The organism is Hyphomonas sp. KY3, assembly GCF_017309975.1.
Lineage (GTDB): Bacteria > Pseudomonadota > Alphaproteobacteria > Caulobacterales > Hyphomonadaceae > Hyphomonas.
Window position 1 is genome coordinate 1,671,844 of sequence record NZ_CP022271.1, and the last position, 25,657, is coordinate 1,697,500.

Sequence of the window (25,657 nt, forward strand, 5' to 3'; positions counted from 1 at the left end):
ACAAGAGGTCTAAACGGAGGCCGTTGACCATGATTCGTATCCTTATTGCGTCCCTTTTCGCCCTGGTTGCCCTCGGGCTGGGCGCCTCCGCTGATACGCGGGATGTCTACACGGTTTCAGATATCGAAGTGGACGAATCTGCCGGCACGCTGATCGAGGCGCGTGAGCGCGCCATGGCTGCAGCCCGGATCAAGGGGGCCCGGGTGCTGATCGACCGGATCACATTGGCCGATGACCGTGTGTCTGCCGGGGGCATCCCAATCGATGCCGCACTCGCGAACCGCTTGTCAGCGGCCGTCGATGTGCAGGAAGAGACGGCCGGGAACGGTCGCTACAAGGGCACGCTGGCGATGGTCTATAATCCGCGCATGGTGCGGGCGCATCTGGAATCGCTCTCGGTGCCTTATGTTGACACGCAAGGCCCCAAAGGCCTGTTGATCCCGTTGGCGCCATCGGCCGGGCTGGAGGCTGCCTGGCGCGAAGCGCTCGGAACAGGCCGCGATGAGACGCTGTCGCCTTATGTGACCTCGAACAGCCCCGGTTACAGCGCCTTCAGCAGCTGGATGGAACTGTCACCGGAGGCGTCTGCCATGGGCGCGCGCCGCGGCATTCTGGCGGACCTGTCTGGCCGCGATGGCGCATGGCGCGTCACGGTGTCGACCGTGACGGCAGCGGGCACTGAACCTGTGGGCACGACGCCTTTCGCCCAAACGCTGGACGGCGCAGTCGATGCGATGCTCGGACTGCTCGATGAAAACTGGAAGCGTACCTCGGTGATCCGCAGCGGCGAGCGGACCCCGGCCACGGCGAGTGTGCGCTACACATCTCTGATCGAGTGGAACACGTTGCGCGGTGCGCTGGCCCGGTCGCCTCTGATCTCGGAATTCCGCATTGACGCGATTGCGCGTGACGGGGCAATGGTTGCCTTTTCCTATGCGGGCGATCCACCGCGCCTGCAGAACGATCTGCTGCAGCGCGGGGTCTCCCTGTCCGAGAATGATTATGGCTGGATTGTCCGGTCCGCGGTGTCGTCGTCGGGGGAACCGTGAACCCGGCGAACCCGAACAGGCCCTACAAGCCGAGCCAGCTCAGCCTCGGCTTTCCTGCAAAAGAACCCACGCTTGATGCGCTTCTGGTGACGGAAGCCAATGAGAGCGCTTTGGCGGTGCTCGGCGCGCCGCAGAGTTGGCCGTTTCCTGTCATTTGCCTGTTGGGGCCGCCGCGCTGCGGATTGTCTGTTCTGGCGCGCGCCTGGTGTCAGGAATTTGAAGGCAGCTATCATGTCGCCAAGGAGTTTTCCCGTCTGAAATCACGCGGCCTGGCGGCGCTGGCGTCGGGATTTGTCGCGGTGGACGATGCCGACCGCGTCAAGAAATCCGAGAATTTGTTGACACTGATCAATTCGGCAACGGCTGAAGGCGGGCATGTCCTGCTGACTTCAAAGCACCATCCGAGCCAATGGCAAACCCAGTCAGCCGACTTGAAATCCCGCCTCATGGCACTGCCGGTGATCGAGATTGGGGAGCCTGACGAAAAAATGCTCAAGGCGCGGCTGGAATCCGCTGCCGAGCGCTATTTCCTGAAGCTTGAGCCTGAGGTCATTAAGTATCTGGTACCCCGACTGGAACTTTCTTATGAGGCTATCGAAATATTTATAGAGAAATTGAATGATAAGGTGACCGAAGCGGGCCGTGCACCGTCGGTGCCATTGGCCCGGGAAGTCGTCGAAGAATTGGGCTGGGCCGACCCCGATCAGAGGTCCATGCTGTAGAATTGAATGGAATTGCGGAGTTTGGCATCATGGCCGATGGACAGTCTGGAACCCAGAAGCAGATGATGAATTCGCCGGAGCGGTTCCTGAACCGGGAATTGTCTTGGCTGGAGTTCAACCAGCGTGTGCTGGAAGAAGCGTCGAACACCGACCATCCCCTTCTTGAGCGCCTGAGGTTCCTGTCGATATCGGCGAGCAACCTCGATGAGTTCGAAATGGTGCGCTATGCGGGCCTGCGCGAACAGGTGCGGGCCGGCGTTGTCAAAGCCAGTCAGGATGGCTTGACCCCAGCCGAGCAGGTGGAACGGATTGAAGAGGCTTCCCTGAACCTGATCGCCGAACAGCAAGTGCGCTGGCGCAGCCTCAAGCAGGAACTCAATGCCGAAGGCGTTCATGTGCTGGGCGTGAAGGAACTGAACAAGAAAGACCGGGTTGAGCTGGACAAGTATTTCCGGTCAAACATCTTCCCGGTCCTGACACCACTCGCAGTCGATCCCGCGCATCCGTTCCCGTTCATTCCGAATCTGGGCTTTTCGATTGCGATCAATCTGGTCGCCAAGGGGAATGGAGATGCCCATGTAGGCATCATTCCATTGCCGGCCTTTGTGCGGCGTTTCATTCGCCTGCCCAAAGGCACCAAGGGCAATTTGCGCTTCATTGCGCTGGAAGATGTCATCGGCATGTTCATCGATGAACTCTTTCCCGGGTTTGAGGAGAAAGACCGCTGCCTGTTCCGTGTGATCCGTGACAGCGACATCGAGATCGAGGAAGAAGCCGAAGATCTGATCCGCGAATTTGAAGTGTTGCTGAAGCAACGTCGCAGGGGCCGGATCGTTCGTATCCGAATGCAATCCAGTGCGCCGGAAGACCTGCGCCGACTGATCACGCATGAGATCGGCGCTGAAGAAGCCGACATCGTTCTCTATGATGGCATTCTTGGAATGGCACAGCTATCGGAACTGATTGTCAGTGATCGGCCAGACCTGCAGTTCCCGTCCTATGAGCCGCGCTACCCCGAGCGTATTCGCGAGATGGGGGGTGACTGTTTTGCGGCGATCCGTGCAAAGGACATTCTGGTTCATCATCCATTCGAGACGTTTGATGTTGTAGTCCAGTTCATCCGGCAGGCCGCAGCCGATCCGCAAGTCGTTGCGATCAAGCAGACGCTCTACCGAACAACGGCGAATTCACCGATTGTCGCAGCCCTGGTGGAAGCGGCAGAGGCCGGAAAAAATGTTACCGCATTGGTCGAGATCAAGGCGCGCTTTGATGAAGAAGCCAATTTGCGACTTGCACGCGACCTTGAGCGCGCGGGTGTTCAGGTTGTCTACGGTTTCATCGAGTACAAGACCCACGCGAAAGTGTCGCTTGTGGTGCGCCGCGAAAGTGATGAGCTGCGCACATATACGCATTACGGGACGGGCAACTACCATCCGATCAATGCGCGGATCTACACAGACTTGTCGCTATTCACGGCGGATGCGGCGCTGGGTCGTGACGCCAATCGGCTCTTCAACTTTGTGACAGCCTATCGCGAGCCACCCTCTGTCGGTCCTGTGATGGAAAAGGTTTCCATGTCGCCACTCGACATGAAAGAGAAACTCATCGGGATGATTGAGGCAGAGGCAGACGCGGCGCGCCGGGGCGAACCCTGCGGCGTCTGGGCGAAGATGAACTCGCTGGTCGATGGCGAAGTGATTGATGCGCTCTATTCGGCCAGCCAGGCGGGCGTGCCGATCATTCTGGTTGTGCGCGGCATCTGTTGCCTGCGTCCCGGCGTTCCGGGCTTGTCTGATAATATCTCTGTAAAGAGCATTGTGGGTCGATTCCTGGAACATTCCCGAATTGTCTGTTTTGCCAATGGGGAGGTTCTGCCATCGCCCAAGGCCAAAGTGTTTATCTCGTCTGCGGACTGGATGCCGCGAAATCTGAACCGACGTGTCGAGGCATTGGTGCCGGTTGAAAATCCAACCGTTCACCGTCAGGTGCTGAACCAGATCATGGTCGCCAATCTGAATGACGAACAACAAAGTTGGATCATGGGAGAAGACGGCGTCTATGAGCGAATGGAATTGCGTCCCGATACAGAGACTTTCTCGGCCCACACATATTTCATGGACAATCCCAGCCTGTCTGGACGCGGGAGCGCGCTCGAAGTCAGCCTGCCGCCACGTCTGAAACCTCGCGAAGGCGTTTAGGTTTGATGTTTCCCAAATCAGAACGTGCGGCAATTATCGATATCGGGTCAAACTCGGTACGTCTGGTGATCTACGATGTTCTGGGCGCTTCAATCCTTCCGACCTTCAATGAGAAAGTCATGGCCGGATTGGGTCAGGGCTTGATGCAGACGGGGCAGCTTTCGCCAACTGGTGTTGAATCGGCGTTGAAGGCTCTTGGTCGGTATCGCGCGATCCTGAAAGCCTTGCACTTGAGGCATTACACGGCTGTGGCAACTGCAGCCGTGCGGTCAGCCGAGAATGGTCCGGAGTTCATCAGCCTGGCGTCCAAGGCGCTGGGACGGCGCGTGGTGGTTCTGTCGGGAGAGGATGAGGCACGCTTGTCGGCCGTTGGCGTAGAGGCGAGCTTCCATGCGCCACTCGGCATGATCGGCGATCTTGGCGGATCTAGTCTTGAGTTCAAGCAAATCGGCGGCAAGGCCGCAGACGGGGAGAGCCTGATGCTTGGCCCGCTTTCTCTGGTCGAGGGGGATATTGATCTGAAGGCGCTGCGCCGTACCATACGGGCGGAGCTCAAGACGTCTGATGTGCTGGCAAAATCGACGGGGCGCTTCTATGCGGTGGGCGGCGCATGGCGGACCGTGGCAAAGCTGAACATGCAGATCGAGGACTATTCGCTCAAAGTGCTGCAGGGCTATCAGATGTCGAAATCCCAGGTCGACAAGGCAGCAAAGCTCTGCTTCGACAGCGTAACCAGTTCGACGGCGCGGGCGATGCTGGAAAACGTCGACAAACGCCGCGCCAAGCATTTGCCGGTCGCGGCGATTCTGCTTCAGGAAATTCTTGGCAACAGCCGGTTGGAGGGCGTGACCATTTCCTCGGCAGGCTTGCGGGAAGGCGTGCTGCGGGATGCGCTGGGCGCGCCTTTGCACGATCCGCTGATGGATGGCGCGATCGCGTTCGCGCGGCTGGACAAGAACCAGATCCTGTTCGGCGAAGCGCTGCATGATTTCATCGCGCCGGCCCTGGCCCCCGAGCCGGACTTGTTCGGATCGCCTGCCGCGGACATAAGAATCGAGAAGGCGGCCTGCATGATGGCTGACAGTGCCGGGCGGTTCCATCCGGATCACCGATCCATCATGGCCTATGATCAAGCGCTCAGGGCGCCTTATGTCGGCGTCTCGCACGGCGAACGCGCTCTGATCGCCTATGCCATTGGATGCCGCTACCAGAAAGACTTCAAGAGACCGGATGAGTATGTCGCGCTCACGACGCCGGAGCAGGATGAGCGCGCCCGCCAGATCGGGAGTGCGATGCGACTGGGGGCTGTCTTCTCGGGTCGGTCAGGGCCGATCCTTCAGCGGGCCAGACTGGTTCGCACGCATGATACGCTTCAGTTGAAAGTGTCGAAAGCCGATGAGGCGATGGTTTCGGATACGGTCGAGCGCAGGCTTTCGCAAACGGCGAGCCAGCTGCGTTTGAAATCGGATGTCATTATTAGTTGAGGCTGAGCAGCCTAGACGTCGAACAGTCTGACTTGACCGCCCTCAAAAGATACGGCCAGTTTCCCATTCAGCAGGGCCTGTGCGCGTTTCCCGAACATGTCATAACGCCAGCCTGACATGGCGGCAATTTCGTCACCCGTCTCACCGCGAGCGATCCGGTCGATATCGGCCGCATTTGCGATCAGGCGGGGCACGACGTCATTCTCCTCGCTGACATGCTTGAGGAGCACTTTGAGCAGTTCGGGCGCACCAGCGGGGATCTGGGCGTTCTGGACCCGCGGGCCAAGCTCGGGCGCGTACTTGTCTGGATTGTCGATGGCATCGATCGCTGCCTCAAGCAGGCCATTGCCGAATTTCGACCGAATGAACCCATTTGGCACTGCGCGGAGCTGGCCGAAATCGCCCTCGGAGCGCGGTTTCTGGCTGGCGATTTCCTGAATCGCGTCGTCCTTCAGGATCCGGCGGCGTGGTTTGTCCAGTTCTTGCGCCATGGTTTCGCGCCAGGCGGCAACGGCCACGACAATGGCTGCATAGTCTTTCTTCGGCTTTCGCAATTTGAGTCGCTGCCATGCCTTGGCGGGGTCGGTATCGTATTTGGCGGGATCTTCCAGATCTGCCATTTCCTCGCGCACCCATCCCAGGCGTCCAAGCTGTTCCAGCTCATCGCGCATTTTGAGATAGGCGTCCCGCAAATGCGTTACGTCGCCAAGGGCGTAGACCAGTTGTTTCTGGCTGAGTGGACGGCGGGTCCAGTCTGTGAACTGGCTCGATTTGTCGATCTGGCGCTTCAGCACGCGCTGAACGAGATTGTCGTATGAAATCGAATCGCCAAGGCCGAGCGCCATCGCGGCGACCTGGGTATCGAAAATCGGGCCGGGTGGGTGGCCGATCAGACGGTTGAATATTTCAAGGTCCTGACGGGCGGCGTGAAACACTTTTACCCGGTTGTCTGCAGCGATCAGATCGAGGAAGGGACCAATGTCCAAATCCTCGGCCAATGGGTCGATCAGGCCTTCTACGCCGGGGGCGGAGGCTTGGACGAGGCAGAGTTCCGGCCAGTAGGTCGTCTCCCGATGAAACTCAGTATCGACGCAAATAAAGTCGGATTCAGCGAGCTTTCCGCACAGATCTTCCAGTGCAGACTGCTCAGTAATGGGAGTCAGGGTGTTGTCAGTCATCGCGCGCTTGCGTATCGCATCGCCTTGACAATTGCGAGAGCTTGAATGCCTTTCGCGCTTTTATTTCTGTTGGACCGTATTTCCGGAGAAAGTTTCCGATGCACGCCTATCGCTCCCACACCTGTGGGGAACTTCGCAAGTCCCATGTCGGTGAAACCGTAAAACTGTCTGGCTGGCTTCACCGTCGCCGCGATCATGGCGGGGTGATGTTCATCGACCTGCGCGATCATTACGGCCTGACGCAGATCGTGTTCAATCCGGGCTCACCTGGTTTCGGCACGGTTGAGCGCCTGCGTGCGGAGAGCGTGATCACGCTGGAAGGCAAGGTCGTGGCCCGCGATGAGAGCCTCGTGAACCCGAATCTGGCCACGGGTGAGATCGAGGTCGTGGCGGGCGAAGTTACCGTCCAATCGGAAGCCGCCGAGCTGCCGCTGCCTGTGTTTGGTGAACCGGACTATCCGGAAGAGATCCGCCTGACGCATCGCTATCTCGATCTGCGCCGCGAGACGCTGCACAAGAACATGATCCTGCGCAGCCAGGTGATCGCCAGCCTGCGCCGCCGCATGCTCGAACAGGGCTTCACGGAATATCAGACGCCGATCCTGACGGCGTCGAGCCCTGAAGGCGCGCGCGACTTCCTCGTGCCGAGCCGTATCCATCCGGGCGAGTTCTACGCGCTGCCGCAGGCGCCGCAGCAGTTCAAACAATTGCTGATGGTGTCGGGGTTCGACCGCTACTTCCAGATTGCGCCTTGTTTCCGCGATGAAGACGCGCGCGCAGATCGCTCACCGGGCGAGTTCTATCAACTTGATATCGAGATGAGCTTTGTCACGCAGGAAGACGTTTTCAGTGCGATCGAGCCCGTCATGGCGGGTGTGTTCGACGAGTTCGCAAACTGGGAAGGCAAGGGCCGAAAAGTTCCGGATGGCGCGTTCCCGCGTATCCCCTATGCCGAAGCCATGGCGAAGTACGGTTCCGACAAGCCGGACCTGCGCAATCCGATCGAACTGGCGGATGTGTCCGAATTCTTCGAGGATGACAGCAAGACTGGGTTTGGCATCTTCGCGAAGATCATCGGCGGGGGTGGTCGCGTGATCGCGATCCCAGCACCCAAGGCGGCTGCGGAGAAATCCCGCAAATTCTTCGACGAACTCGACAAGTGGGCGAAGAAGGAAATGCAGGCACCAGGACTTGGCTATGCGCGTCTAAAAGAGGCCGATGGCGGCGGTGTCGACAGCCAGGATCCTGTGCTGAAGAATTTCGATCCTGCCCATCTCGCGGCGCTTCTTGAGAAGCTCGGTCTGGGGGCTGGCGACGGTATCTTCTTCTCGGCCGGCAAGAAAAGCGACGCCTACAAGCTCGCAGGCGCCGCGCGAACAAAGGTTGGCGAAGAGCTGGGCCTGATCGAGGATGGGGTGTTCCGCCTCTGCTGGATCGTCGACTTCCCGATGTACGAATACGACGAAGACAACAAGAAGGTCGATTTCAGCCACAACCCGTTCTCCATGCCTCAAGGTGGAATGGATGCGTTGTTGGCTGCTGATACTGAAGAGAAGCAACTGGACCTGAAGGCTTATCAGTACGACATCGTCTGTAACGGTGTGGAACTGTCCTCTGGTGCGATCCGGAACCACAGCCCGGAACTGATGCTGAAAGCGTTCGAGCTGGCAGGCTATGGCCCTGACGTTGTGGAAGCGGAGTTTGGCGGCATGCTGAACGCATTCCGCTACGGCGCGCCACCACATGGTGGCATTGCGCCGGGCGTTGACCGGATCGTCATGCTGCTCGCTGATGCCGAGAATATCCGCGACGTTACGCTGTTCCCGATGAACCAGCAGGCGCGTGACCTGATGATGCAGGCCCCGAGCCCTGTGGACGAAAAGCAGCTCAAAGAGCTTCACATTCGCCTTGCGCCGCAGATGAAGTCGTAAGCATTACGCCGCATCCCAATTTACAAAGGGCGGAGGGCCAAGCGCTCCGCCCTTTTCATTGACTTGCGTTTGCAAGTCTATTTGCTGGCAAAGGCCGCAGGCGCGACTGCTGTGCCGCAGAGCGGCAGGGTAAGGGTCGCTGGAAGGGTGGAACTGAGCGAGACGCACGCGCCCTCGAAGTCTGCGGTTTCAGCGCCTTTCAGGCCGGACAGGTCGGCGTCAATGAAGCGGACGTCCTTGAATGAGGCGCCATGCACAGCCGCGTTCCGCAGTTGGGAACCGGTCATGTTTGAGCCGTTGAAGACGGCGCCAGCCAGAATCGTTTCGTTTAGCCAGGACCCGGTGAGATTGGCACCTGACAGGTCTGCCGATTCCATCCGGGATCCCGTCAGGTCTGCCGAAGCAAAATTGGCTCCAACAAGCAAGGCGGTTTGAAGATTCGCGCCGCGAACATTTGCGCTCCGAAAATCAGCTCCAGATGCTTGAATACCCTGAAGACGTGCATCAGACAGAATGGCTCCAGCGAATTGAGCAGAGGTAAGAATGGCGCCCCGCATGTCTGCGCTGGTCGCATTAGCGTTCTCAAAATTGGCATTGCCAGCCTGAACACCACGCATGAAAGCGTATTCCATGTTCGCGCTGGAATAGTTTCCGCCAGCGAGGGACCAGCCAGTCAAATTCTTGCCGGATAGGTCACACTCCCCGCAGGCGCCTGCATAACCGGGGGACCAGGCCACGGGTTGGCTCTGTGCCTGTGCCGACAAGGCGACAAAGGACATGGCGGATGCGGTAAGAAGTGCATGTACCAAGCGGATCATGGAACATGGATAACGCCTGATTTTGTTACCCCAAACTGAACAAACAGTAAGGACTGCCTAAAACACGGGAAGTGTTGCAATTCCGCCATGCCTTGGAAAACAGCGATTAACCGAAATTCGGAGAAAGAACCGCCGGTTTCTATTGATCATCTTGAAGTAATCAGGACGGAACTTCGCTCGTATCCTGTAATTCCTGCCCACACGTATCGCACTCGGCATCCCCGTCCTCGCTGATCTGGAACAGTGTGAAGCTCCCACAATTCGGGCAAGCGTCGGTGAGGTAGGCTGGCGCGTTCAACGTCTCATCGTCGCCCTCCTCACCGGAAAGCTTTTCTTCGCGTTTCTTGTCCAGGATGACGATATTGTCCGGCAATTGCCCGCGTGAGAAACCACGTGAGATCAACTGGGCGGCTTCTTCCGTAAACTCTGCAGTTTCGCGGGTTCCGTCCCCAGCGCCCCGACCGAGGCCGTCATGGGTGACATCGGCTTCGGCGAGGTCGTCCCGGCCGAGATAGGACACGGCGAGTTCGCGGAAGATGTAGTCTAGAATGGAGGTCGCTTTGGTGATGCGATCATTGCCGGTGACGGCACCAGCCGGCTCGAACCGGGTAAACACGAAGGCGTCGACGAATTCCTCCAGCGGCACACCGTATTGCAGACCGATAGAGGTGGCGATCGCAAAATTGTTCATCAGGCTCCGGAAAGCGGCGCCTTCTTTATGCATATCAAGGAAGATCTCCCCGAGCGCGCCATCATCAAACTCGCCCGTATGGAGGTAGACCTTGTGACCGCCGACTGATGCCTTCTGGATATAGCCTTTTCGGCGATCAGGGAGTCGGGTACGGGCATTTGGACCGTGACCCGTGAGAGCCGAACTTTGAGGGGATTCGTGTGGAATCTCGGCCTCTGCCGCCAGCTCGTCGGCGAGGCTGAGAATATGGTCCATGCGCTCGGCCACTTCTTCGTTTGCCGATGCCCGTATGCCGATCAACAGGGCGGACAGGCCTGCCTCGATAGCCTTGTCGGCCAAATCCAGACCGTCTCGCCCATTCACCCGGACAGTCGTCTGCCCGCCAAGCGCTTCGGAACACGCCATCGCGAAAGCCAGTTCAGCTTCTGCACCAACAGAAAGGTCCAGCCCGCATTGGCGAAAGGCCTGGGTGGCAACATCTTCGACCGTACCGTCAACGGCAGCTTCAGCATTTGAAATATCTTTTCTGGAGAACCCCATCGCGGAGAGAAGTGCGAGACCATCCGAATCGAAATTCTCTGGGGCCAGTTTCAGATCTTCGCTGATGATCTCGTCACCCAATACCCATCGGGAGAAGGCGGCGTTCAGGGGTAGTCCGTCGCTGAGCGCGCGTGTAACCCGGTCGAGGGCAGCTTCGGAGAAGCCGCGGTCTCGCAAACGGTCTGCCCCAAGGGCGGCTTCCAGGTCTTCACCTCCACAATTGGCCACCCGGTCCAATATTGTTGGGAGAGATTCTGGCGCGGTACGTGATATCGCCAGCCGAGCGCATCGCGCCAGGGTCGGGCCGTCATCGGAATAGGCCAGTACGGTGCGCACAGGCCCAGCGCCCTCGCTTTCGCATTCAGGCATCAAATCGGCGAGGTCTGTGATGGGCAGAATGGCAACCGTACAGGATTTCCGGGACGTTGCTCTGCGTGCCTCGAGACCGAGTACGCTGGCATGGCCTGCGGCTAGCGATGAGCCGGCTGCATGGGCCTTTACAAGGGCACATATCGCAGCCGCTACCGAACGTCCGTCGTCGCTATCATAGGAGAGGCCAAGCGAAAGCACGGCTGCGCCGAGACCCTGTATCAGGAGCAGGCCGTCTCCGACGCTTTTGCCAGCTGCTTCCGCCACAGAGCTCAACAAATCTGTTTCGAGTCCATCGGGGCTGACTGCCAGCGAGACATCCAGCAACCGACAAGCGGTACGTGCCGGAGCGAGGTCATCCTGAGCAAGAAGGATTTCAGCGCCTTCTTTGAGGGCACTTAATAGCAGAGTATCGAATTCCGGATCGGTCGATTCTGCGCTGAAGACTGCTGCGGGGGGAGGCTGGTTATTGGCAGCGGCGATTCTCAAGGCCTCCGCCGTGCGTGCAAAACCGTCTGGCTGACGCAGCGCTTCTTCAAGTATGTCTTGCGGTAGGCCTGATGCCACGGCCTCCGCCAATTCTGCATTGCGTGGTGCATTGCCCAAACGTTCCAGCATTTCGGCGGTGGCAATCTGGGACGCGCCGAGCAAACCAGCAGACGCATAGGCGGACGCAACATTTCTCAGAGATTCTTCAGTAATCGGCCGCCGCCGTTTTCCCGCGGCGCGGAAGGCGATTCCGAACTCCATCTCCGGAGAAAGCAGGCCGTCGGTCTCGGCGGCCTCCACAATGGACGCAATCTCTGCAGTTTTCATCAAACCCTCCCGCGAATCACCAGCGAATCACATATTCGAGCGTGACGGTTCCGGTCAGGGGTATCAACCATTCCGGCAGCAAAATTAGCGGTCAGATCATAAAAACGTGCGTCGCATTGCCTGCGGCTGCCGTATGGATTAACTGCCCGGATAACGCCATATTACGGCCAACAAGACAGGTCAGGACATCCTCACGATGCTGAAACAGATTTTTACCTGGTGGAGCGGCAATACGATCGGAGCGGCTTTTGATATCAAGCGGCGCTCTGGCTATGTCGGGACCGACGAATACGGCAACCGCTATTTCGAGGAGCGCAAGCCGTCTCTCGAAGGGCGCAAGCGTCGTTATGTGATGTACAAGGGCCTGGCCGAGCCATCCAAGGTGCCTGCGGACTGGCATGGCTGGCTGCATCATACTGTCGAAGATCCGCCCACCAAGTCGCCGCTTACGCGCCGTGAATGGGAAACGGACCACAAGCCCAATATGACGGGCACTCCTTACGCCACCAAGCCGAAGGGCAGCCTGTCGACTGACATGGCACGCCAGAAGGCATCAGGCGACTATGAGGCATGGAACCCCGATGCGTGAATCACTCTTTGAAACCCTGATTGGCGCCGCCGTGGTCGCGGTGGCTGGTATCTTCCTCTGGTTCGCGATCGACCGCGGTGGAGAAACCCAGTCGCAAGGTGATCAGTACGAGCTTGAGGCGCGCTTCAACAATGTATCGGGCATTTCGCGCGGTTCCGATGTGCGTATCGCCGGTGTGAAGGCTGGCATCGTCAAAAGCATCGTGGGTGATCCGGAGCGGTTTGAGGCGGTTGTAACGCTCAGCCTGGATGAAAAATGGGCCCTGCCGGACGATACGGATGCCCGGGTGTCGACTGACGGTCTTCTGGGCGGAGCTTATGTGGCTCTGGAACCAGGTGGCAGCTTCGACAATATCCCCCAGGATGGGTCTGGTGAGATCAAGTATACGCGTGGCAGCGTCGACCTGCTGACCCTGTTTGCGTCCTTTGCTTCAGGCAGCGGTGGTGATGGTGCGTCCGACCCGGCGGCCAGCCCAGATGCCACAGCAGACGATGCATATCCGGATGAGGATTACCAATAATGCGTATCATGGTCTCTGCACTTGCATTGGCCGCCCTCGTTGGGGGCGCCGGACACGCGGCCACCTTCGTCCAGAAGGATACGGCCACGTTGCGCGCGCTCGACAAGATTACCGGCCGCTCCACGGATATTGACGTGAAAGTCGGTGAGCCGGTTGTCTTCGGATCCCTGAAGGTCGAACTGCAGGTTTGTTACCAGACCCCGCCGGAGGAAGCGCCGGAAAGCGCAGCATTTCTCAAGATCGCCTCGACCCAGCCTGTGGCTGTTGAGACGATGGAAGCCGCTGTCGATGCGGAGGATGTCGAAACCGTCAGCGAAGATAATCCAGAACTCTTTTCAGGCTGGATGTATGCTTCATCGCCAGGACTCAGCGCGCTTGAACATCCTGTCTATGATATCTGGGTAATACGCTGCGCTGCGCCGGAGCCTGTGAAGCTCGCACCACGTCCGTCCGAAGAGGATGCGGAGTTCGAATAGAATTTGGCCTCTACAGTGAGGGCGTCTTTCAAGAGTTTCTTGAAATCCTGACGGGGTATTTCGATAAGCCCGAATTGCTCCAAGTGGGGATTATGGAACTGCGCGTCGAGCAAGACGAAACCGTCTTCGAGAAGATGCGCCACCAGATGGACCAGCGCAATCTTTGACGCGTCCGTCGCGCGTGAGAACATGCTTTCTCCAAAGAAGGCGCCGCCGAGTGCCACCCCATAAAGGCCGCCGACCAAATTGTCGCCGTCCCAGCACTCGATGGAATGGGCGTGGCCCTCGCGGTGGAGCGAGCTGTACAGATTCAGAATGGGCGAGTTGATCCAGGTGCTTTCGCGCCCCTTTGCACTCTCAGCGCACAATTCCATGACACGCGTAAAGGCCTGATCAATGGTCACGCGAAACGGATCCTGCTTGACCTTTCGGAGCAGGCGCTTGGGCACGTGGAAATCACCAAGCGGAATGATCCCTCGCATATCAGGGTCGACCAGAAACAAGTTCGGATCATTTCGGGCATCGCCCATGGGGAAAATCCCACGACGATAGCAAGCAAGCAGATCGGATGAACTAAACCGCTGTGACATGGAATTATATGAACCAGCGGCTTATGTGATGTCTACCCTTTGTCGATCCTTGTGGAACGCGAAAGGTGAAAAATGCTCACTTTTTTGTATCAGTTTGATTTTCAAGAAACTTTTCGAGCCAGTGAATATTGTATTCACCTTCGAGTACATCCTCATTCTCGACGAGTTCGCGGTGCAGATCCAGCGTCGTGAAGACCCCGCCGATGACCATTTCCTGCAAGGCGCGGCGAAGGCGCATGATACACTCACGGCGGGTTCGCCCGTGCACGATCAATTTGCCGATCAGCGAGTCGTAGTGAGGAGGAATGCGGTAGCCCGAATAGGCCGCACTATCGAGTCTGACATCAGGTCCGCCGGGTGCGTGGAAGTCTGTGATCAGGCCCGGGGAAGGCACGAACGTCTTTGGGTGCTCGGCATTGATCCGGCACTCGATGGCGTGACCGACCAGCATGACATCTTCCTGCCGGAATGAGAGTTCCTTCCCTTCGGCAATGCGGATTTGTTCGCGCACCAAGTCAATGCCTGTGATCATTTCTGTGACAGGGTGCTCGACCTGGAGCCGCGTGTTCATTTCGATGAAGTAGAATTTACCGTCTTCATAGAGGAACTCGACCGTACCGGCGCCGCGATAACCAAGTTTTTCCATCGCACGGGCGCAGATGCCGCCGATCTCTTCACGCTGGGCCTGATTCAGAGCAGGCGAGGGCGCTTCCTCGAAGACTTTCTGGTTACGTCGCTGCAGCGAACAATCGCGCTCCCAGAGATGGGCTACATTGCCATGCGTGTCAGCGATGATCTGGACTTCGATGTGACGCGGGCCCTGAAGATATTTCTCAAGATACACCGCATCATCACCGAATGCAGCCTTGGCTTCGGTCTTGGCGGTTCGAACGGCATTTTCGAGGTCTGCTTCAGTCTTGGCGAGCTTCATGCCTCGACCGCCGCCGCCAGCAGATGCTTTTACGAGGACCGGAAAGCCGATTTTCTTGGCGGCCTTCTTGGCTTCGGCAATAGACGACAATGCGCCTTCTGAACCGGGTACGCACGGCACGCCCGCTTCTATCATTGCGGCCTTGGCAGCGATCTTGTCGCCCATGATGCGGATATGCTCGGCCGTAGGACCAATGAACGCGAGCCCATGTGCTTCGACCATTTCGGCGAATTGGGCGTTCTCCGACAGAAAGCCGTATCCCGGATGGATCGCGTCCGCGCCGGTGATCTCGGCAGCGGCAAGGATCTGCGACTTCTTCAGATAGCTTTCGGACGATGGCGCAGGCCCGATGCAGACACTCTCGTCCGCGAGGCGCACAGCCATGGCGTCGCTGTCTGCTTCGGAATGGACGACCACGGTGGACAGTCCCATTTCCTTGCAGGCGCGGTGAATCCTCAGCGCGATCTCGCCGCGGTTTGCGATGAGAACCTTCTTGATAACGGGTTGGTCAGCCATATTACTCGATCAGAATGAGAGCTTCGCCATATTCAACTGGCTGGGCATCAGTGACGTAGATTTCTTTGACGGTACCGGCCTTGTCGGCTTCGACTGGATTGAAAGTCTTCATGGCTTCGACGAGCAAGATCGTGTCGCCCTTTTTCACCTTGTCGCCAACGCCGACGAATTGCTTCGCACCGGGTTCAGGCGACAGGTATACCGTGCCGACCATCGGAGACTTGATGGCGTTGTCAGATGTCTGAGGTGGAGCGTCTGTGGTGGCGACAGGAGCAGCTGCTGACGGAGCAGCGGCAGCCGGTGCAGCGACCGGCGCGGCCATAGCGGCCTGCACAACCGGCGCAGCGGGTTTGCTGACGCGGATGCGTAGGCCTTCATGTTCAACTTCAACTTCGCCAAGGTCTGCTTCCCGCAGAATGGCTGCGAGTTCCCGGACAAGTCCGGTATCCAGCTTGTTCTTCGTTGTGCTCATGGGATGTCAGGTCTCTTATTTGCCCGTGAGGGTCTTTGCCGCCATTAGCGCCAGCTCATAACCATAGGCGCCAAGGCCTGCAATCGTGGCCTTCACAGCGGGGGATACGTAATTCACCTGGCGGAACGCTTCGCGCGCCGCAGGATTCGACAAATGAACTTCAATTACAGGGATTTTGCACGCTTTCAGCGCGTCGTGAAGAGCGATGGATGTATGCGTGTAGGCTGCGGCATTCAGAATGATGGCGGCGCCCTTTTCAGATGCCTCCTGAATCCAGCTCACCAATTCGCCTTCATGATTCGTCTGGCGAAGCTCCAGCTGTGTTCCATCTGCCAGCGCTTCGAGACGTGCATGAATGTCAGCGAGGGTCTCGTGCCCGTAAATCTCGGGCTCGCGTGAGCCGAGAAGGTTGAGGTTTGGGCCTCCAAGGACATATACGGGCTTGGTCATAGTCTTCCGTCTTGCGCTGTAACGCCGGGCAAGGCAAGGGGGCTGGTGAACGGAGAAAACCCGAATGTTGATTACAGTCAATGGCGTATCTCGCGAAGTCGAACCTGGCCTGACGCTTGCCATGTTGGTGCTTCAACTGGCAGGCGAGTCCGACAGGGATCAGCGCGGCATTGCGATTGAGCGAAATCTCGAAATCGTGCCGAAGTCAGAGCATGCCAGCACTGTGATTGAGGACGGCGACAAGATAGAAGTGGTTCAGTTCGTGGGTGGTGGCTGATCGCTTGCGATCTCAGCTATTTGCGCCATCCAGCTCTTGCAGACCAGACAGGTTAGAATTTTGACAGATCCCCTTATCATCGCCGGCAAATCCTATAACTCCCGCCTGATCGTAGGCACGGGCAAGTATCAGACTTATCAACAGAACGCGGACGCAGCACGGGCTGCTGGCGCGGAGATCGTCACCGTGGCTTTGCGGCGGGTGAACTTGTCGGACCCGAACGAAGAGCGGCTGACAGACTTTGTGAAGCCGGACGAATTTACTTATCTGCCAAATACAGCCGGATGTTACACGGCGGATGAAGCCGTTCGCACGCTGCGCCTGGCGCGCGAGGCCGGTGGCTGGAATTTGGTGAAGCTGGAAGTGCTGGCTGACCAGAAGACGCTCTATCCGAACATGCCGGAGACGCTTGAGGCAGCCAAAGCCCTGATCGCCGAAGGGTTTGAGGTCATGGTTTATTGTTCCGATGATCCGGTCTACGCGAAGATGCTGGAAGACGCAGGTTGCTGCGCGATCATGCCGCTCGGTAGCTTGATTGGGTCAGGCCTCGGAATCATGAATCCGGTCAATATCCGTCTCATTGTCGAGCAGACACGAGTGCCGGTGATTGTCGATGCGGGTGTCGGAACGGCCTCGGACGCCGCGATTGCCATGGAACTGGGCTGTGATGGCGTGCTGATGAATACGGCCATTGCCGCCGCGAAGGATCCGATCCGGATGGCTAATGCCATGAAACATGCGGTGATCGCCGGTCGAGAGTCCTATCTGGCCGGGCGGATGCCAAAAAAGATGTATGCGGATCCAAGTTCGCCGCTTGCGGGCCTGATCTGATCAGAACAACGCGAGTGCTGCGTACAGGATCAGGCACATCAAAAATCCTACCACGCTGATCAGCGTGGTAGAGACGGTCCATGTACGCAGTGTCTCACCTGGCGTGATGCCGAAGATCCGTCCAACGAGCCAAAAGCCACTATCATTCACATGGCTGCCGGTTGTTGCGCCCGCGGCAATCGCGATGGCCACAATACCTAGCTGCGGGGCGGAGAGATCGGCCATCGCCACAATGGGCGCGGTCAGGCCAGCTGACGTTATCATGGCAACCGTGGAGCTACCTTGGGCGAGCCTCAGGATGACGGCGAGTACATAGCCCGCCAGAAGCGGACCAAACCCCAGACCAAGCGCGGCATTTGCGATCTGCTCGCCAGCGCCTGTGTCCACAAGAACCTGCTTGAACGCGCCGCCCGCGCCAGTGACGAGGATGACTGCGCCTGTAGGCTCGAATGGGCGGGCCATCGCGTCCGACATCAATTTCCGGCTCTGGACGGTCTTTGGATAAAGCAGCAGCCAGGATGCGCCGCATGCAATCAGGAGCGCGCTAAATGGATGCCCGATGATTTCAAGCACATATTTGATGGGGCCGTCCGGCAAGATTCCCGCAAGCGTGCCCAACAGAATCAGGACGAGTGGCAGCGTAATCAGGAATATGGCCCGTTCGGGCTGTGGGATGGGCCGGGTTGTATGATTGCTGGTTTCGTCCAGTTCGAAGGCCGGATTGCCGATTGGCATGCGGTTGCGCTGCTCCAAAAACGCCGCGAAGAGCGGACCGGATACGGCCAGCGCGACGCAGCCTGTTATTGCGCCGAAGAGGATAACCCAGCCGAGGTCCGCGCCTATCAGCTCCGCGATGGCGATCGGTCCCGGCGTGGGCGGTAGGAAAGCGTGGCCGACCGCGAGCCCTGCCATGAGCGGGAGACCAAGAGACATGGCGGGTTTCAGCCGGTCATGAGCCATGGTGAGGATCAGGGGTGCGAGTATGATGAGGGCAACATCGAAAAAGACAGGTGTGGACGCCAACAAGCCAATGCCGGCGATCTTCCATTGGTTCGTTTTGAAGCTGGATGAGGTAGAGAGTTTTGAAGCCAGGGCATCGAGCGCCCCAGAGGCCTGCAGGATCGCGCCGAACAACGCGCCAAGCCCGATGACTGTGGCAATGAACCCCAGCGTGCCGCCCAGGCCTTTTGCCAATGTGTCGAAGGCTTGTTCTGGGGCCATGCCCGCGGCCAGGGCACTGAATATGCTGACCAGTAGCAGGGCCGCGAAGGCATTCATCCGTGCGCGCAATATCAGCGCAAGCAGCGCCGCAATGCCAAACCCTGTTGCCAGCAGGGGGCGGTAGACGAGGAGCGCTTCGGTCAGCTCCATGCGAGGCCAATTGATGTCGTTCTGATGCGCATGAGTGTGTCATGTGCGGTCATGTAAAGTGTGCGGCCGTCTGCGTCGCCGAAGCAGCAATTGGCAGTTGCCTTGCCGGTGTTGATCCGGGCAAGGGGTTTGCCGTCCGAGGCCAGAAGGAACACGCCGCCCGGGCCCGTTGCAAAGATGTGACCCGAACGCGTCACAGCCATCCCGTCCGGCAGGCCCGGAGCCGTGTCGGACATGAACGGCTTGGCGTCAAAAAGCACCGAACTGGAAGAACCATCAGGTGCCATGCGCAGGATGACCGGCTGGTCGGGATCCGATTGGCTAACATAGAGTGTCTGGCTGTCTGGTGACAGCACGATGCCATTCGGGAAAGTCATTGTATCGATAAGGCGGGTGATTTCTCCATCTGGTGACAGACGGTACACGCCGTTGGCATCTTGCTCCTTCAGGGGAGAGTCATTCATGCCCTCCAGCCCATAGGGCGGATCGGTGAAGAACAGGCTTCCGTCAGGCGCTTCGACAACATCGTTTGGGCTGTTGAACTTCTTGCCATTGAACGTGGCGGCGATGATCTTACGATGCCCGGTTTCGAAGTCCATTCTTTCGACCGCGCGACGACCATGGTTGCAGATGAGAAGTGAGCCATCCTGAGAGATAGCCAATCCATTGGCGCCCGGTTCGCGGAAACCCGTCGCCTGCTCACGTGCAATGCCCGAAGGGGCCAGGAATTCCGTCGCGCCGCTGGCTTCTGACCATTTCCACGCAATATTCTCCGGTACATCGGTAAAATACAGGCTGTTGCGTGCGCGATCCCAGACCGGCCCTTCACTCCATGTATAACCGGAGGCCAAAACCTCCAGTCTTGCGGAAACATCCAACAGGGAATGGGCTTCCGCATCGAAGATCTCGAGATCGGGATTGGACGCCTTTCCGATCGGAGTGGTGGCGCAAGCCGAAATCAGGGTGGCTGCGGCGGCAGACCCCATGAAGCCACGTCGCGTTTGTTTCATTCTACATGTGTCCTTGTGGCAATTGCGCTGGCTGGAACGTTCGTGTGGTAAGCCTGATCAATGATGACCTCCGCGCGCGCCCGAATGTCGTCAGCGGATGCACCCACCATGAATTCGATCTTACCGGGTTCTACGATCCAGCCGTCCCGTGCCGTGTAGTACGCCATCTGGTCGGGGGTCAGGGTGAAGCTCACTGTGCGGGATTCACCAGCCGGGATATGGACTCGCTTGAATCCGCGCAGTTCTCGTTTCGGTCGGGCAATCGTGGCGAGCGGATCACGCATATACAGCTGAATCACCTCATCAGAATCGACGTCTCCGGAATTTGTGACCTTGATGCTCAAGGTGAATTCATCTGCATCGGTTATTGCGATCAGGTCACCATATTCGAAGCTGGAATAGGTCAGTCCATGACCGAAGGGGAAAAGCGGCGTGATCGGAATATCGATGAACCGGTTCGTGTCTTTCGACAGGTCCGGGTCAGCGGGGCGCCCACCGGGATATTCGGAATAGGTGTGCGGCACCGCACCGGTGCGTCGCGGAAATTCGATAGGTAGGCGACCCGCAGGGGAGACATCACCCCATATCACGTCAGACAGCGCGTTTCCGGCTTCAATGCCCAGCATCCATGTGTTGAGCACGGCATCAGCGGCTCCAACTTCCTGTTCCATTGCGAGCGGCCGTCCCGTCACCAATATGATCGTAACGGGTTTGCCGATCTCAAACATCGCCGCGGCGAGGGCGGACTGGTTCTGGGGAAGGGCAATATCTGAGCGGCTGCGCGCTTCCCCGGACAGGTCGAAATCCTCCCCGATCACCAAGAGAATATGATCGGCGGCCGACGCAATCTCCACAGCAGCCTCAATAGAAGAATCCGCGTCATTTGAAGGATGCGTGCCGGCTGCATATGTAATGGTGGTGCCGTCAGGAGCGTTTTGCTGCAGGCCCTCAAGCAATGAGACGACATCCTCGACCTTGCCTTGTGCACGCCAAGAGCCGAGCTGAGTCAGCTTGTCCTCCGCCAAGGCACCGATAACGGCGATTTTCTGAGGGGAATTGGAGAGTGGCAGAACCTGGTTTTCATTCTTCAAGAGCACCGTTGATTTCACCGCGGCTTCGCGTGCTGTGCGTCGGAATTCATGGCTCAGCAGAGTTGTCTTTTCCCGTTCTGCATCGTGATAGGCCAACGGTTCGTCAAACAGGCCCAATCGCTCTTTTGTCATCAGTATACGGGCAACTGCCGCGTCGAGATCATGTGTCAGGCATTCATCTGACTGCACAGCGGTCTTGATCCTGGTTGGCAGGACCATGCTGGTCATGTCCATGTCGACGCCCGCGCGCAGGGCAAGCACTCCCGCCTGTTCTTCAGATTCGGCCACGCCGTGATTCATCAGTTCAGCGACTGCATTCCAGTCGGACACGATCATGCCGTCAAAGCCCCACTCGCCCCGCAATACATCATCGATGAGATATTCATTGGCTGTGGACGGAACCCCGGCGACATCATTGAACGCCGTCATCATGGAGCCGGTGCCAGCCTTCGTGGCGGCGTAGAAGGGAGGCAGATAGGTTTCGAACAGGCTTTGATCGCTGATGTCAGCAGACCCATAGTCGCGGCCGCCAGTTGGGGCACCATATGCGCCGAAGTGTTTCGTCGCAGCGAGAATGGTGTTTGGGGCTGCTAGGCTTTCGCCCTGATAGCCCTCGACCTGCGCGACTGCCATACGAGACCCCAGATATGGGTCCGCACCAGCACTCTCGACGATTCTGCCCCATCGCGGGTCACGCGCAATGTCGACCATCGGGGCGAACGTCCAGTGAAGGCCTGCTGACGACGCCTCGTCAGCGGAGATGACGGCGGCTTCCCGCCAGACGTCTGGATCCCATGATGCCGCCATGGCCAGTGGTACCGGAAAAATCGTTCGGTAGCCGTGTACTACGTCCATCGCAAAGAGGAGCGGGATGCCCAGACGGCTTTCTTCAATGGCGACCTTTTGGAGTTCACCCAGCGGCTCAGCGCCCGCAACATGAAGATAGGAGCCAATCTCGCCATTCCGGACTTTGCCGAGTTCTTCAGGGGTGAGCTTTGAATTCAGCGACTTGCTGCGGCCACCTGCGGCCTGGTTTAATTGACCGAGTTTTTCATCAATGGTCATCTGGGCCACCAACGAACGTACGCGCTGTGATGCACTCGTCAGACTCACATTCGGCGTGCAGGCTCTGGCCTCGGAAATGTCAGAAACGACGGTGTCAGCGGGTGCGGTAGGCGCTTGCACAGGCGTGGCGCAAGCGGTCGCCAACAAGGTGGTCGCCAAGGCGCCAATCGCAAGCCGGCGCTTCGTGCCCGTGTAAGCATCGGTCATAATTCCCTCCCCATAAGTGTCGCGTCGACCACGTTTCGTTAGCGCAATCATTGGGGGAGTGGCTATTTATGTCAACGCTAACATTTTCCCGTCCAAAAGAGTGTTCGATGTCTGTGACCGTTTAGTGCAGCGGGGCATTAGGTATACGTCAGGCCTTTACGAGGCCGATCTCGCGGAGCCGTTCCATGAGATAATCCTGAGCCGTGATCGGGGCTTCGGCTTTGCCGCCTTCAGCGACGCAGCCAGGTAGCGCTTCGATCAGGTAATCCTGATTGAAGTGCAGAAAGAAGGGCGTCGAGTAGCGCGGGAATTTTGCGCGCTCGGCAGATGGGTTAAGCACGCGGTGCGTTGTCGACGGCAGTACGCCGCCCGTCAGGCGCTGTAGCATGTCTCCGCAATTGATGACCAGCGCGCCAGCGGGCGGATTAACGTCCAGCCATTCGCCTGAACTGTGCAAGACCTGGAGGCCGGCCTCCTCAGCACCCAATAAAAGCGTGATGACATTAATGTCCTCATGCGCGCCGGCGCGGACCGTGCCTGCGGGTGGAGGAGTTTGCTGCGGGGGGTAGTGGAGCAGACGCAGGATAGAGTTGCCGAAATTGACCTTGTCGTCGAACCAATCCTCGGCGAGCCCAAGATGCAAGGCGACACCTTCCAGAATTTCTCGGCCCATTTCATCCAGTGCATCAAAAAGTGCGGTTGTGGCTTCGTCAAAGGCGGGTACTTCCGGAACGCTGGGTGTGTCGGCCATCGTCGCGCGATAGGGGCTGTCCTCCGGCAGGGCGCGACCGGTATGCCAGAATTCTTTGAGGTCGGCATGAGCGTTGCCCTTGGCATTCTCCGTGCCAAAGGCCGTATAGCCGCGCTGGCCACCCCCTTGGCGTCCGTCATATTTCAGCTTTTCCGCGTCCGGCAGAGCAAAGTAAGCCTTGGTCGCATCCAGATTGCGGTCAATCACGCCCTGATCGACTGTATGGCCGGACACCACTGCGAACCCTGTCTCTCGAAAGGAGCGGCAGAGCGCATCTCCGAACGCTTTTTTATTGGATTTGAATAGGTCGAACGGGACGGGTTTGAAATAGTCGGTCATCATTATCGGGGTCTCTGGCAAGAATTAGAGGGGAGATTAGCACAGAGGGATGGGCCGACCATACGTAACGCCACATATGTAGCAGTTGCGCGTGCATTTGAGTTTGGCCGTGCTTTCGTGGAGATTTTGACGGCTCCACCGAATTCAGGGGCTTGCGATCAGGATGGGGTTTCTCTAGACCCCATATTCCGCGCTGGAGAGGTGGCCGAGTGGCTGAAGGCGCGCCCCTGCTAAGGGCGTATACGTTAACGCGTATCGAGGGTTCGAATCCCTTCCTCTCCGCCACCCCGCCTCCCTCAACATCCTGATACATCCCTGAATATACTGAAACTATTCGGTATTTCGGAATATCCGCGCTCCTGGAATCTTGATTTGCTGCACATTTTGCTGCACAAAAGGGATTCGAACATGCCCATTTTCAAGCGTGGGAAGACCTACCAGCTGCGTCGGCGTGTTCCCCGCCGGTATCATGGCGTTGAGACAAGACGCACCGTCTGGATCAGCCTGCATACAGATTCCGAAAGCCTTGCGCAGAGCAAGGCAATCCATGCCTGGGAACAGCTCATCGAGGCGTGGGAGGCGCGTCTGGCAGGCAGGTCAAGCGATGCTGACGAACGCTATGCCGCTGTTCAGGAACTCGCCAGCCTGCGGGGATATCGCTATCTGCAGGCGGACAGGGTTTCGCAATTGCCGCTAGAAGAACTGGTTGAGCGTATCGAAGCCATACAAGGTGGGGGCGACGTGCCTGATGCGGTCGAGGCTGCCTCTTTGCTGGGAGGTGTCGAGAAGCCGGAGCCGACGCTTGAAGCAGCGCTCGGCCTTTATTGGTCCCTGGCCCGGGAAAAGGTAATCGGTAAGAGTGAGGACCAGATCAGGCGCTGGCGAAATCCCCGTATCAAGGCAGTGCGCAATTTCGTGTCCGTCATCGGCAACAAGCCGATTGCAGCCATCACACGCGATGACATGCTGGATTTCAGGCAGCACTGGCTCGAACGGATCGAGGCAGGCGCGGTTACGCCCAATACCGCAAACAAGGATTTGATCCATCTCGGTGATATCCTGAAAACGGTGAACAGGATGAAGCGGCTCGGGATTACGTTGCCGCTCGGGGAATTGTCCTTCCGGGAAGGTGAGAAGCGGACTCGTCCACCATTCAGTACAAAATGGATTCGTGAGAAATTGCTGGCCCAGCATGCGCTGGACGGCCTGAATGAGGAAGCCAGAGCCTTGCTGCTCGGCGTGATCAATACCGGATACAGGCCCTCGGAAGGCGCAGCTTTGACCTCCGACACGATCCGGCTGGATCACGCGTCTCGCCATCCTTGCTTTCCTCGCGCCAGGCCGCGCCGAGTTCTGCATCGCCTGCGAAGATGCGGTAGTCCGGACCGGCCGCTGCCTTGTCGATCACCGGCACCATCTGGGCCTTCACATTGATCATCATGGTCCGGGACGGCAATGGCCCCGCCGCGAAATTCTGCGAGGTCCTCGGCTATGAACCCCAGGAAACATCCGTATACAGCAAATGTCTGATACATTTGTCCGAGACCGCAGACAAGTCGGCCACAGGTCCGCTGTTGAACAACTCCCGCTCGCAAGCCGGATTGCTGGTCTTTGCAATGCGCTGTCTGCGGATCCTGCTGCGACGGCCGAATATGAGACGAGCCGGGCCAGTCACTATTTTGTAGGAAGGGGTCTCGTCAGCGCAGTTAGGGCTGCCTCGACCTTTGAGCGGTACGAGTGACCATCTTGAGCCTGCTAGCAATCATCTAGAGTAGAATGGCCGGGCATTCGAAAGGGGCTGATGCGCAATCAGTGTATCATCTTAACCGCGCGGTCCGTTGAAGGCCTCGTCGAGCAAATAACCTTCAAGAGTCTCAGCCATTCAATAGATTACCGCTTCACTATGTCCAAGCCTGAGGGAAATTGCTGTCTTTACATATAGACTAAATTGAGCTTTGGATCGTGACCATGCACCGTCTGGTAGCTCTTCTCTGTGCGATTTTCGCCATATCACCATTCCTGTCAGGGGCGGCGCATACGCGTGCGCATGCTGAAGAGCTGCATCATGTGATGCCAATCGATCATCATCTTGATGAGCAGGGCCTCGGTCATGACACTCTGTCCGATCTGGACGATGAGCACTCGCACGAGCTTGATCATGAGGATCACCCTGCGGAACTTCATTTTGTTGCGCTTGGCATTTCTTCACCGACTGGTCTCGTCAAGTCAGTTGTGCCTTTTGTAAGGCTTGTATCCGGCCCACCATCCTATCGCGGACCCATCCGTCTGAAAGATCCGGATCCCGAACGAATTTCAGCCTGAACATAATATCGTACATTGTTACGCCATGCGGGCGTCCAATGTTTGCTTGTTCA

Annotated in this window: 23 protein-coding genes, 1 tRNA gene and 1 pseudogene; 13 read left to right on the plus strand and 12 right to left on the minus strand. The window is 58.0% G+C overall.

Features of this window, described 5'->3' with window-relative positions; translation table 11 throughout:
* Positions 1-29 precede the first annotated feature (29 nt).
* The 4 genes from CFA77_RS08345 to CFA77_RS08360 are packed head-to-tail and all read left to right on the plus strand — an operon-like array spanning position 30 to position 5,453.
* Positions 30-1,049 (plus strand): hypothetical protein, encoded by a 1,020-nt coding sequence (locus tag CFA77_RS08345; protein WP_206993060.1) that lies wholly within the window; start codon positions 30-32, stop codon positions 1,047-1,049.
* Positions 1,046-1,771 (plus strand): DnaA ATPase domain-containing protein, encoded by a 726-nt coding sequence (locus CFA77_RS08350; protein WP_206993061.1) that lies wholly within the window; start codon positions 1,046-1,048, stop codon positions 1,769-1,771. The genes CFA77_RS08345 and CFA77_RS08350 overlap by 4 nt, the downstream gene beginning before the upstream one ends.
* A gap of 29 nt (positions 1,772-1,800) precedes the next feature.
* Positions 1,801-3,969, plus strand: a complete 2,169-nt coding sequence (locus CFA77_RS08355; RefSeq protein ID WP_206993062.1) for an RNA degradosome polyphosphate kinase — start codon at positions 1,801-1,803, stop codon at positions 3,967-3,969.
* 5 nt (positions 3,970-3,974) lie between these two features.
* On the plus strand, positions 3,975-5,453 hold the full coding sequence (locus CFA77_RS08360; RefSeq protein WP_206993063.1) for a Ppx/GppA family phosphatase: 1,479 nt from the start codon (positions 3,975-3,977) through the stop codon (positions 5,451-5,453).
* 11 nt (positions 5,454-5,464) lie between these two features.
* On the opposite strand, the gene rnd is transcribed toward CFA77_RS08360, so the two are convergent.
* Positions 5,465-6,631 carry a ribonuclease D gene (gene rnd, locus CFA77_RS08365; protein WP_034813294.1) on the minus strand — a complete coding sequence of 389 codons (1,167 nt, stop codon included), beginning with the start codon at positions 6,629-6,631 and terminating at the stop codon, positions 5,465-5,467.
* A 98-nt stretch (positions 6,632-6,729) separates the two neighbouring features.
* On the opposite strand from rnd, the gene aspS reads away from it, so the two are divergent.
* Entirely contained in the window at positions 6,730-8,562 is a 1,833-nt protein-coding gene (aspS, locus tag CFA77_RS08370) for an aspartate--tRNA ligase (RefSeq protein ID WP_206993064.1), read from the plus strand.
* Positions 8,563-8,639: 77 nt separating this feature from the next.
* Here the strand turns inward: aspS and CFA77_RS08375 are convergent, their stop codons facing one another.
* Together CFA77_RS08375 and CFA77_RS08380 are read right to left on the minus strand one after the other, a co-directional pair.
* Positions 8,640-9,380: a pentapeptide repeat-containing protein gene (locus tag CFA77_RS08375; protein WP_206993065.1), complete on the minus strand. Its 741-nt coding sequence runs from the start codon at positions 9,378-9,380 to the stop codon at positions 8,640-8,642.
* A gap of 160 nt (positions 9,381-9,540) precedes the next feature.
* Positions 9,541-11,796 carry a hypothetical protein gene (locus tag CFA77_RS08380; protein WP_206993066.1) on the minus strand — a complete coding sequence of 752 codons (2,256 nt, stop codon included), beginning with the start codon at positions 11,794-11,796 and terminating at the stop codon, positions 9,541-9,543.
* 196 nt (positions 11,797-11,992) lie between these two features.
* Between CFA77_RS08380 and CFA77_RS08385 the strand changes: the two genes are divergently transcribed.
* Genes CFA77_RS08385 through CFA77_RS08395 form a run of 3 tightly spaced genes read left to right on the plus strand, consistent with a single transcriptional unit; the run spans position 11,993 to position 13,381 of the window.
* A complete protein-coding gene (locus CFA77_RS08385) occupies positions 11,993-12,385 on the plus strand; it encodes an NADH:ubiquinone oxidoreductase subunit NDUFA12 (protein WP_034813292.1) in 393 nt (130 codons plus the stop codon).
* Positions 12,378-12,905: an outer membrane lipid asymmetry maintenance protein MlaD gene (locus CFA77_RS08390; protein ID WP_034813290.1), complete on the plus strand. Its 528-nt coding sequence runs from the start codon at positions 12,378-12,380 to the stop codon at positions 12,903-12,905. Before CFA77_RS08385 ends, CFA77_RS08390 begins: the two co-directional genes overlap by 8 nt.
* Positions 12,905-13,381, plus strand: coding sequence for a DUF2155 domain-containing protein (locus CFA77_RS08395; RefSeq protein WP_051607657.1), 477 nt, complete (start codon positions 12,905-12,907; stop codon positions 13,379-13,381). The genes CFA77_RS08390 and CFA77_RS08395 overlap by 1 nt, the downstream gene beginning before the upstream one ends.
* On the opposite strand, the gene aat is transcribed toward CFA77_RS08395, so the two are convergent.
* The 4 genes from aat to CFA77_RS08415 all read right to left on the minus strand — a co-directional run bounded on the left by aat (position 13,294) and on the right by CFA77_RS08415 (position 16,340).
* A complete protein-coding gene (aat, locus tag CFA77_RS08400) occupies positions 13,294-13,971 on the minus strand; it encodes a leucyl/phenylalanyl-tRNA--protein transferase (RefSeq protein ID WP_206993067.1) in 678 nt (225 codons plus the stop codon). The two genes, CFA77_RS08395 and aat, sit on opposite strands and share 88 nt — an antisense overlap.
* A 76-nt stretch (positions 13,972-14,047) precedes the next feature.
* Entirely contained in the window at positions 14,048-15,418 is a 1,371-nt protein-coding gene (gene accC / locus CFA77_RS08405) for an acetyl-CoA carboxylase biotin carboxylase subunit (protein ID WP_034813286.1), read from the minus strand.
* Position 15,419: 1 nt separating this feature from the next.
* Positions 15,420-15,890, minus strand: coding sequence for an acetyl-CoA carboxylase biotin carboxyl carrier protein (accB, locus tag CFA77_RS08410; RefSeq protein WP_206993068.1), 471 nt, complete (start codon positions 15,888-15,890; stop codon positions 15,420-15,422).
* 15 nt (positions 15,891-15,905) lie between these two features.
* Entirely contained in the window at positions 15,906-16,340 is a 435-nt protein-coding gene (locus CFA77_RS08415) for a type II 3-dehydroquinate dehydratase (protein ID WP_206993069.1), read from the minus strand.
* A gap of 64 nt (positions 16,341-16,404) precedes the next feature.
* Here CFA77_RS08415 and thiS point away from each other — a divergent pair, with 64 nt between their 5' ends.
* Both thiS and CFA77_RS08425 read left to right on the plus strand, forming a co-directional pair.
* Positions 16,405-16,617 (plus strand): sulfur carrier protein ThiS, encoded by a 213-nt coding sequence (thiS, locus tag CFA77_RS08420; RefSeq protein ID WP_206993070.1) that lies wholly within the window; start codon positions 16,405-16,407, stop codon positions 16,615-16,617.
* Positions 16,618-16,677: 60 nt separating this feature from the next.
* Complete coding sequence (locus CFA77_RS08425; RefSeq protein WP_256434983.1) at positions 16,678-17,448, plus strand: thiazole synthase; 771 nt, start codon at positions 16,678-16,680, stop codon at positions 17,446-17,448.
* On the opposite strand, the gene CFA77_RS08430 is transcribed toward CFA77_RS08425, so the two are convergent.
* The 4 genes from CFA77_RS08430 to CFA77_RS08445 form a co-directional block, all read right to left on the minus strand.
* Positions 17,449-18,819: a GntP family permease gene (locus CFA77_RS08430; RefSeq protein WP_206993071.1), complete on the minus strand. Its 1,371-nt coding sequence runs from the start codon at positions 18,817-18,819 to the stop codon at positions 17,449-17,451. It lies immediately after the preceding gene.
* Positions 18,810-19,829 (minus strand): SMP-30/gluconolactonase/LRE family protein, encoded by a 1,020-nt coding sequence (locus tag CFA77_RS08435; protein WP_206993072.1) that lies wholly within the window; start codon positions 19,827-19,829, stop codon positions 18,810-18,812. The genes CFA77_RS08430 and CFA77_RS08435 overlap by 10 nt, the downstream gene beginning before the upstream one ends.
* On the minus strand, positions 19,826-22,192 hold the full coding sequence (locus CFA77_RS08440; protein ID WP_206993073.1) for a glycoside hydrolase family 3 N-terminal domain-containing protein: 2,367 nt from the start codon (positions 22,190-22,192) through the stop codon (positions 19,826-19,828). The genes CFA77_RS08435 and CFA77_RS08440 overlap by 4 nt, the downstream gene beginning before the upstream one ends.
* Before the next feature lie 148 nt (positions 22,193-22,340).
* Positions 22,341-23,282 carry an isopenicillin N synthase family oxygenase gene (locus CFA77_RS08445; protein WP_206993203.1) on the minus strand — a complete coding sequence of 314 codons (942 nt, stop codon included), beginning with the start codon at positions 23,280-23,282 and terminating at the stop codon, positions 22,341-22,343.
* 195 nt (positions 23,283-23,477) lie between these two features.
* Here CFA77_RS08445 and CFA77_RS08450 point away from each other — a divergent pair.
* Together CFA77_RS08450 and CFA77_RS17290 are read left to right on the plus strand one after the other, a co-directional pair.
* Positions 23,478-23,567: transfer RNA gene (locus CFA77_RS08450), tRNA-Ser, on the plus strand.
* A gap of 123 nt (positions 23,568-23,690) precedes the next feature.
* Positions 23,691-23,852 (plus strand): annotated as a pseudogene (locus CFA77_RS17290) (DUF6538 domain-containing protein); the annotation flags it as partial.
* Between the two features lie 673 nt (positions 23,853-24,525).
* On the opposite strand, the gene CFA77_RS08460 reads toward CFA77_RS17290, so the two are convergent.
* Entirely contained in the window at positions 24,526-24,723 is a 198-nt protein-coding gene (locus CFA77_RS08460; protein WP_206993075.1) for a DUF736 family protein, read from the minus strand.
* Between the two features lie 527 nt (positions 24,724-25,250).
* Here CFA77_RS08460 and CFA77_RS08465 point away from each other — a divergent pair.
* Positions 25,251-25,604, plus strand: a complete 354-nt coding sequence (locus CFA77_RS08465; protein WP_206993076.1) for a hypothetical protein — start codon at positions 25,251-25,253, stop codon at positions 25,602-25,604.
* Positions 25,605-25,657: the final 53 nt, after the last annotated feature.

What these genes read in the sequence shown, in the direction of transcription:
- CFA77_RS08395 (WP_051607657.1), top strand. Translation starts at nt 12,905, where the DNA reads ATGCGTATCATGGTCTCTGCACTTGCATTGGCCGCCCTCGTTGGGGGC.
- CFA77_RS08385 (WP_034813292.1), top strand. Translation starts at nt 11,993, where the DNA reads ATGCTGAAACAGATTTTTACCTGGTGGAGCGGCAATACGATCGGAGCG.
- CFA77_RS08435 (WP_206993072.1), bottom strand. Translation starts at nt 19,829, where the DNA reads ATGAAACAAACGCGACGTGGCTTCATGGGGTCTGCCGCCGCAGCCACC.
- accC (WP_034813286.1), bottom strand. Translation starts at nt 15,418, where the DNA reads ATGGCTGACCAACCCGTTATCAAGAAGGTTCTCATCGCAAACCGCGGC.
- rnd (WP_034813294.1), bottom strand. Translation starts at nt 6,631, where the DNA reads ATGACTGACAACACCCTGACTCCCATTACTGAGCAGTCTGCACTGGAA.
- CFA77_RS08465 (WP_206993076.1), top strand. Translation starts at nt 25,251, where the DNA reads ATGCACCGTCTGGTAGCTCTTCTCTGTGCGATTTTCGCCATATCACCA.
- CFA77_RS08360 (WP_206993063.1), top strand. Translation starts at nt 3,975, where the DNA reads ATGTTTCCCAAATCAGAACGTGCGGCAATTATCGATATCGGGTCAAAC.
- CFA77_RS08390 (WP_034813290.1), top strand. Translation starts at nt 12,378, where the DNA reads ATGCGTGAATCACTCTTTGAAACCCTGATTGGCGCCGCCGTGGTCGCG.
- aat (WP_206993067.1), bottom strand. Translation starts at nt 13,971, where the DNA reads ATGTCACAGCGGTTTAGTTCATCCGATCTGCTTGCTTGCTATCGTCGT.
- aspS (WP_206993064.1), top strand. Translation starts at nt 6,730, where the DNA reads ATGCACGCCTATCGCTCCCACACCTGTGGGGAACTTCGCAAGTCCCAT.
- CFA77_RS08380 (WP_206993066.1), bottom strand. Translation starts at nt 11,796, where the DNA reads ATGAAAACTGCAGAGATTGCGTCCATTGTGGAGGCCGCCGAGACCGAC.
- CFA77_RS08445 (WP_206993203.1), bottom strand. Translation starts at nt 23,282, where the DNA reads ATGACCGACTATTTCAAACCCGTCCCGTTCGACCTATTCAAATCCAAT.
- CFA77_RS08375 (WP_206993065.1), bottom strand. Translation starts at nt 9,380, where the DNA reads ATGATCCGCTTGGTACATGCACTTCTTACCGCATCCGCCATGTCCTTT.
- CFA77_RS08460 (WP_206993075.1), bottom strand. Translation starts at nt 24,723, where the DNA reads ATGATGATCAATGTGAAGGCCCAGATGGTGCCGGTGATCGACAAGGCA.
- thiS (WP_206993070.1), top strand. Translation starts at nt 16,405, where the DNA reads ATGTTGATTACAGTCAATGGCGTATCTCGCGAAGTCGAACCTGGCCTG.
- CFA77_RS08440 (WP_206993073.1), bottom strand. Translation starts at nt 22,192, where the DNA reads ATGACCGATGCTTACACGGGCACGAAGCGCCGGCTTGCGATTGGCGCC.
- CFA77_RS08430 (WP_206993071.1), bottom strand. Translation starts at nt 18,819, where the DNA reads ATGGAGCTGACCGAAGCGCTCCTCGTCTACCGCCCCCTGCTGGCAACA.
- CFA77_RS08415 (WP_206993069.1), bottom strand. Translation starts at nt 16,340, where the DNA reads ATGACCAAGCCCGTATATGTCCTTGGAGGCCCAAACCTCAACCTTCTC.
- CFA77_RS08355 (WP_206993062.1), top strand. Translation starts at nt 1,801, where the DNA reads ATGGCCGATGGACAGTCTGGAACCCAGAAGCAGATGATGAATTCGCCG.
- CFA77_RS08345 (WP_206993060.1), top strand. Translation starts at nt 30, where the DNA reads ATGATTCGTATCCTTATTGCGTCCCTTTTCGCCCTGGTTGCCCTCGGG.
- accB (WP_206993068.1), bottom strand. Translation starts at nt 15,890, where the DNA reads ATGAGCACAACGAAGAACAAGCTGGATACCGGACTTGTCCGGGAACTC.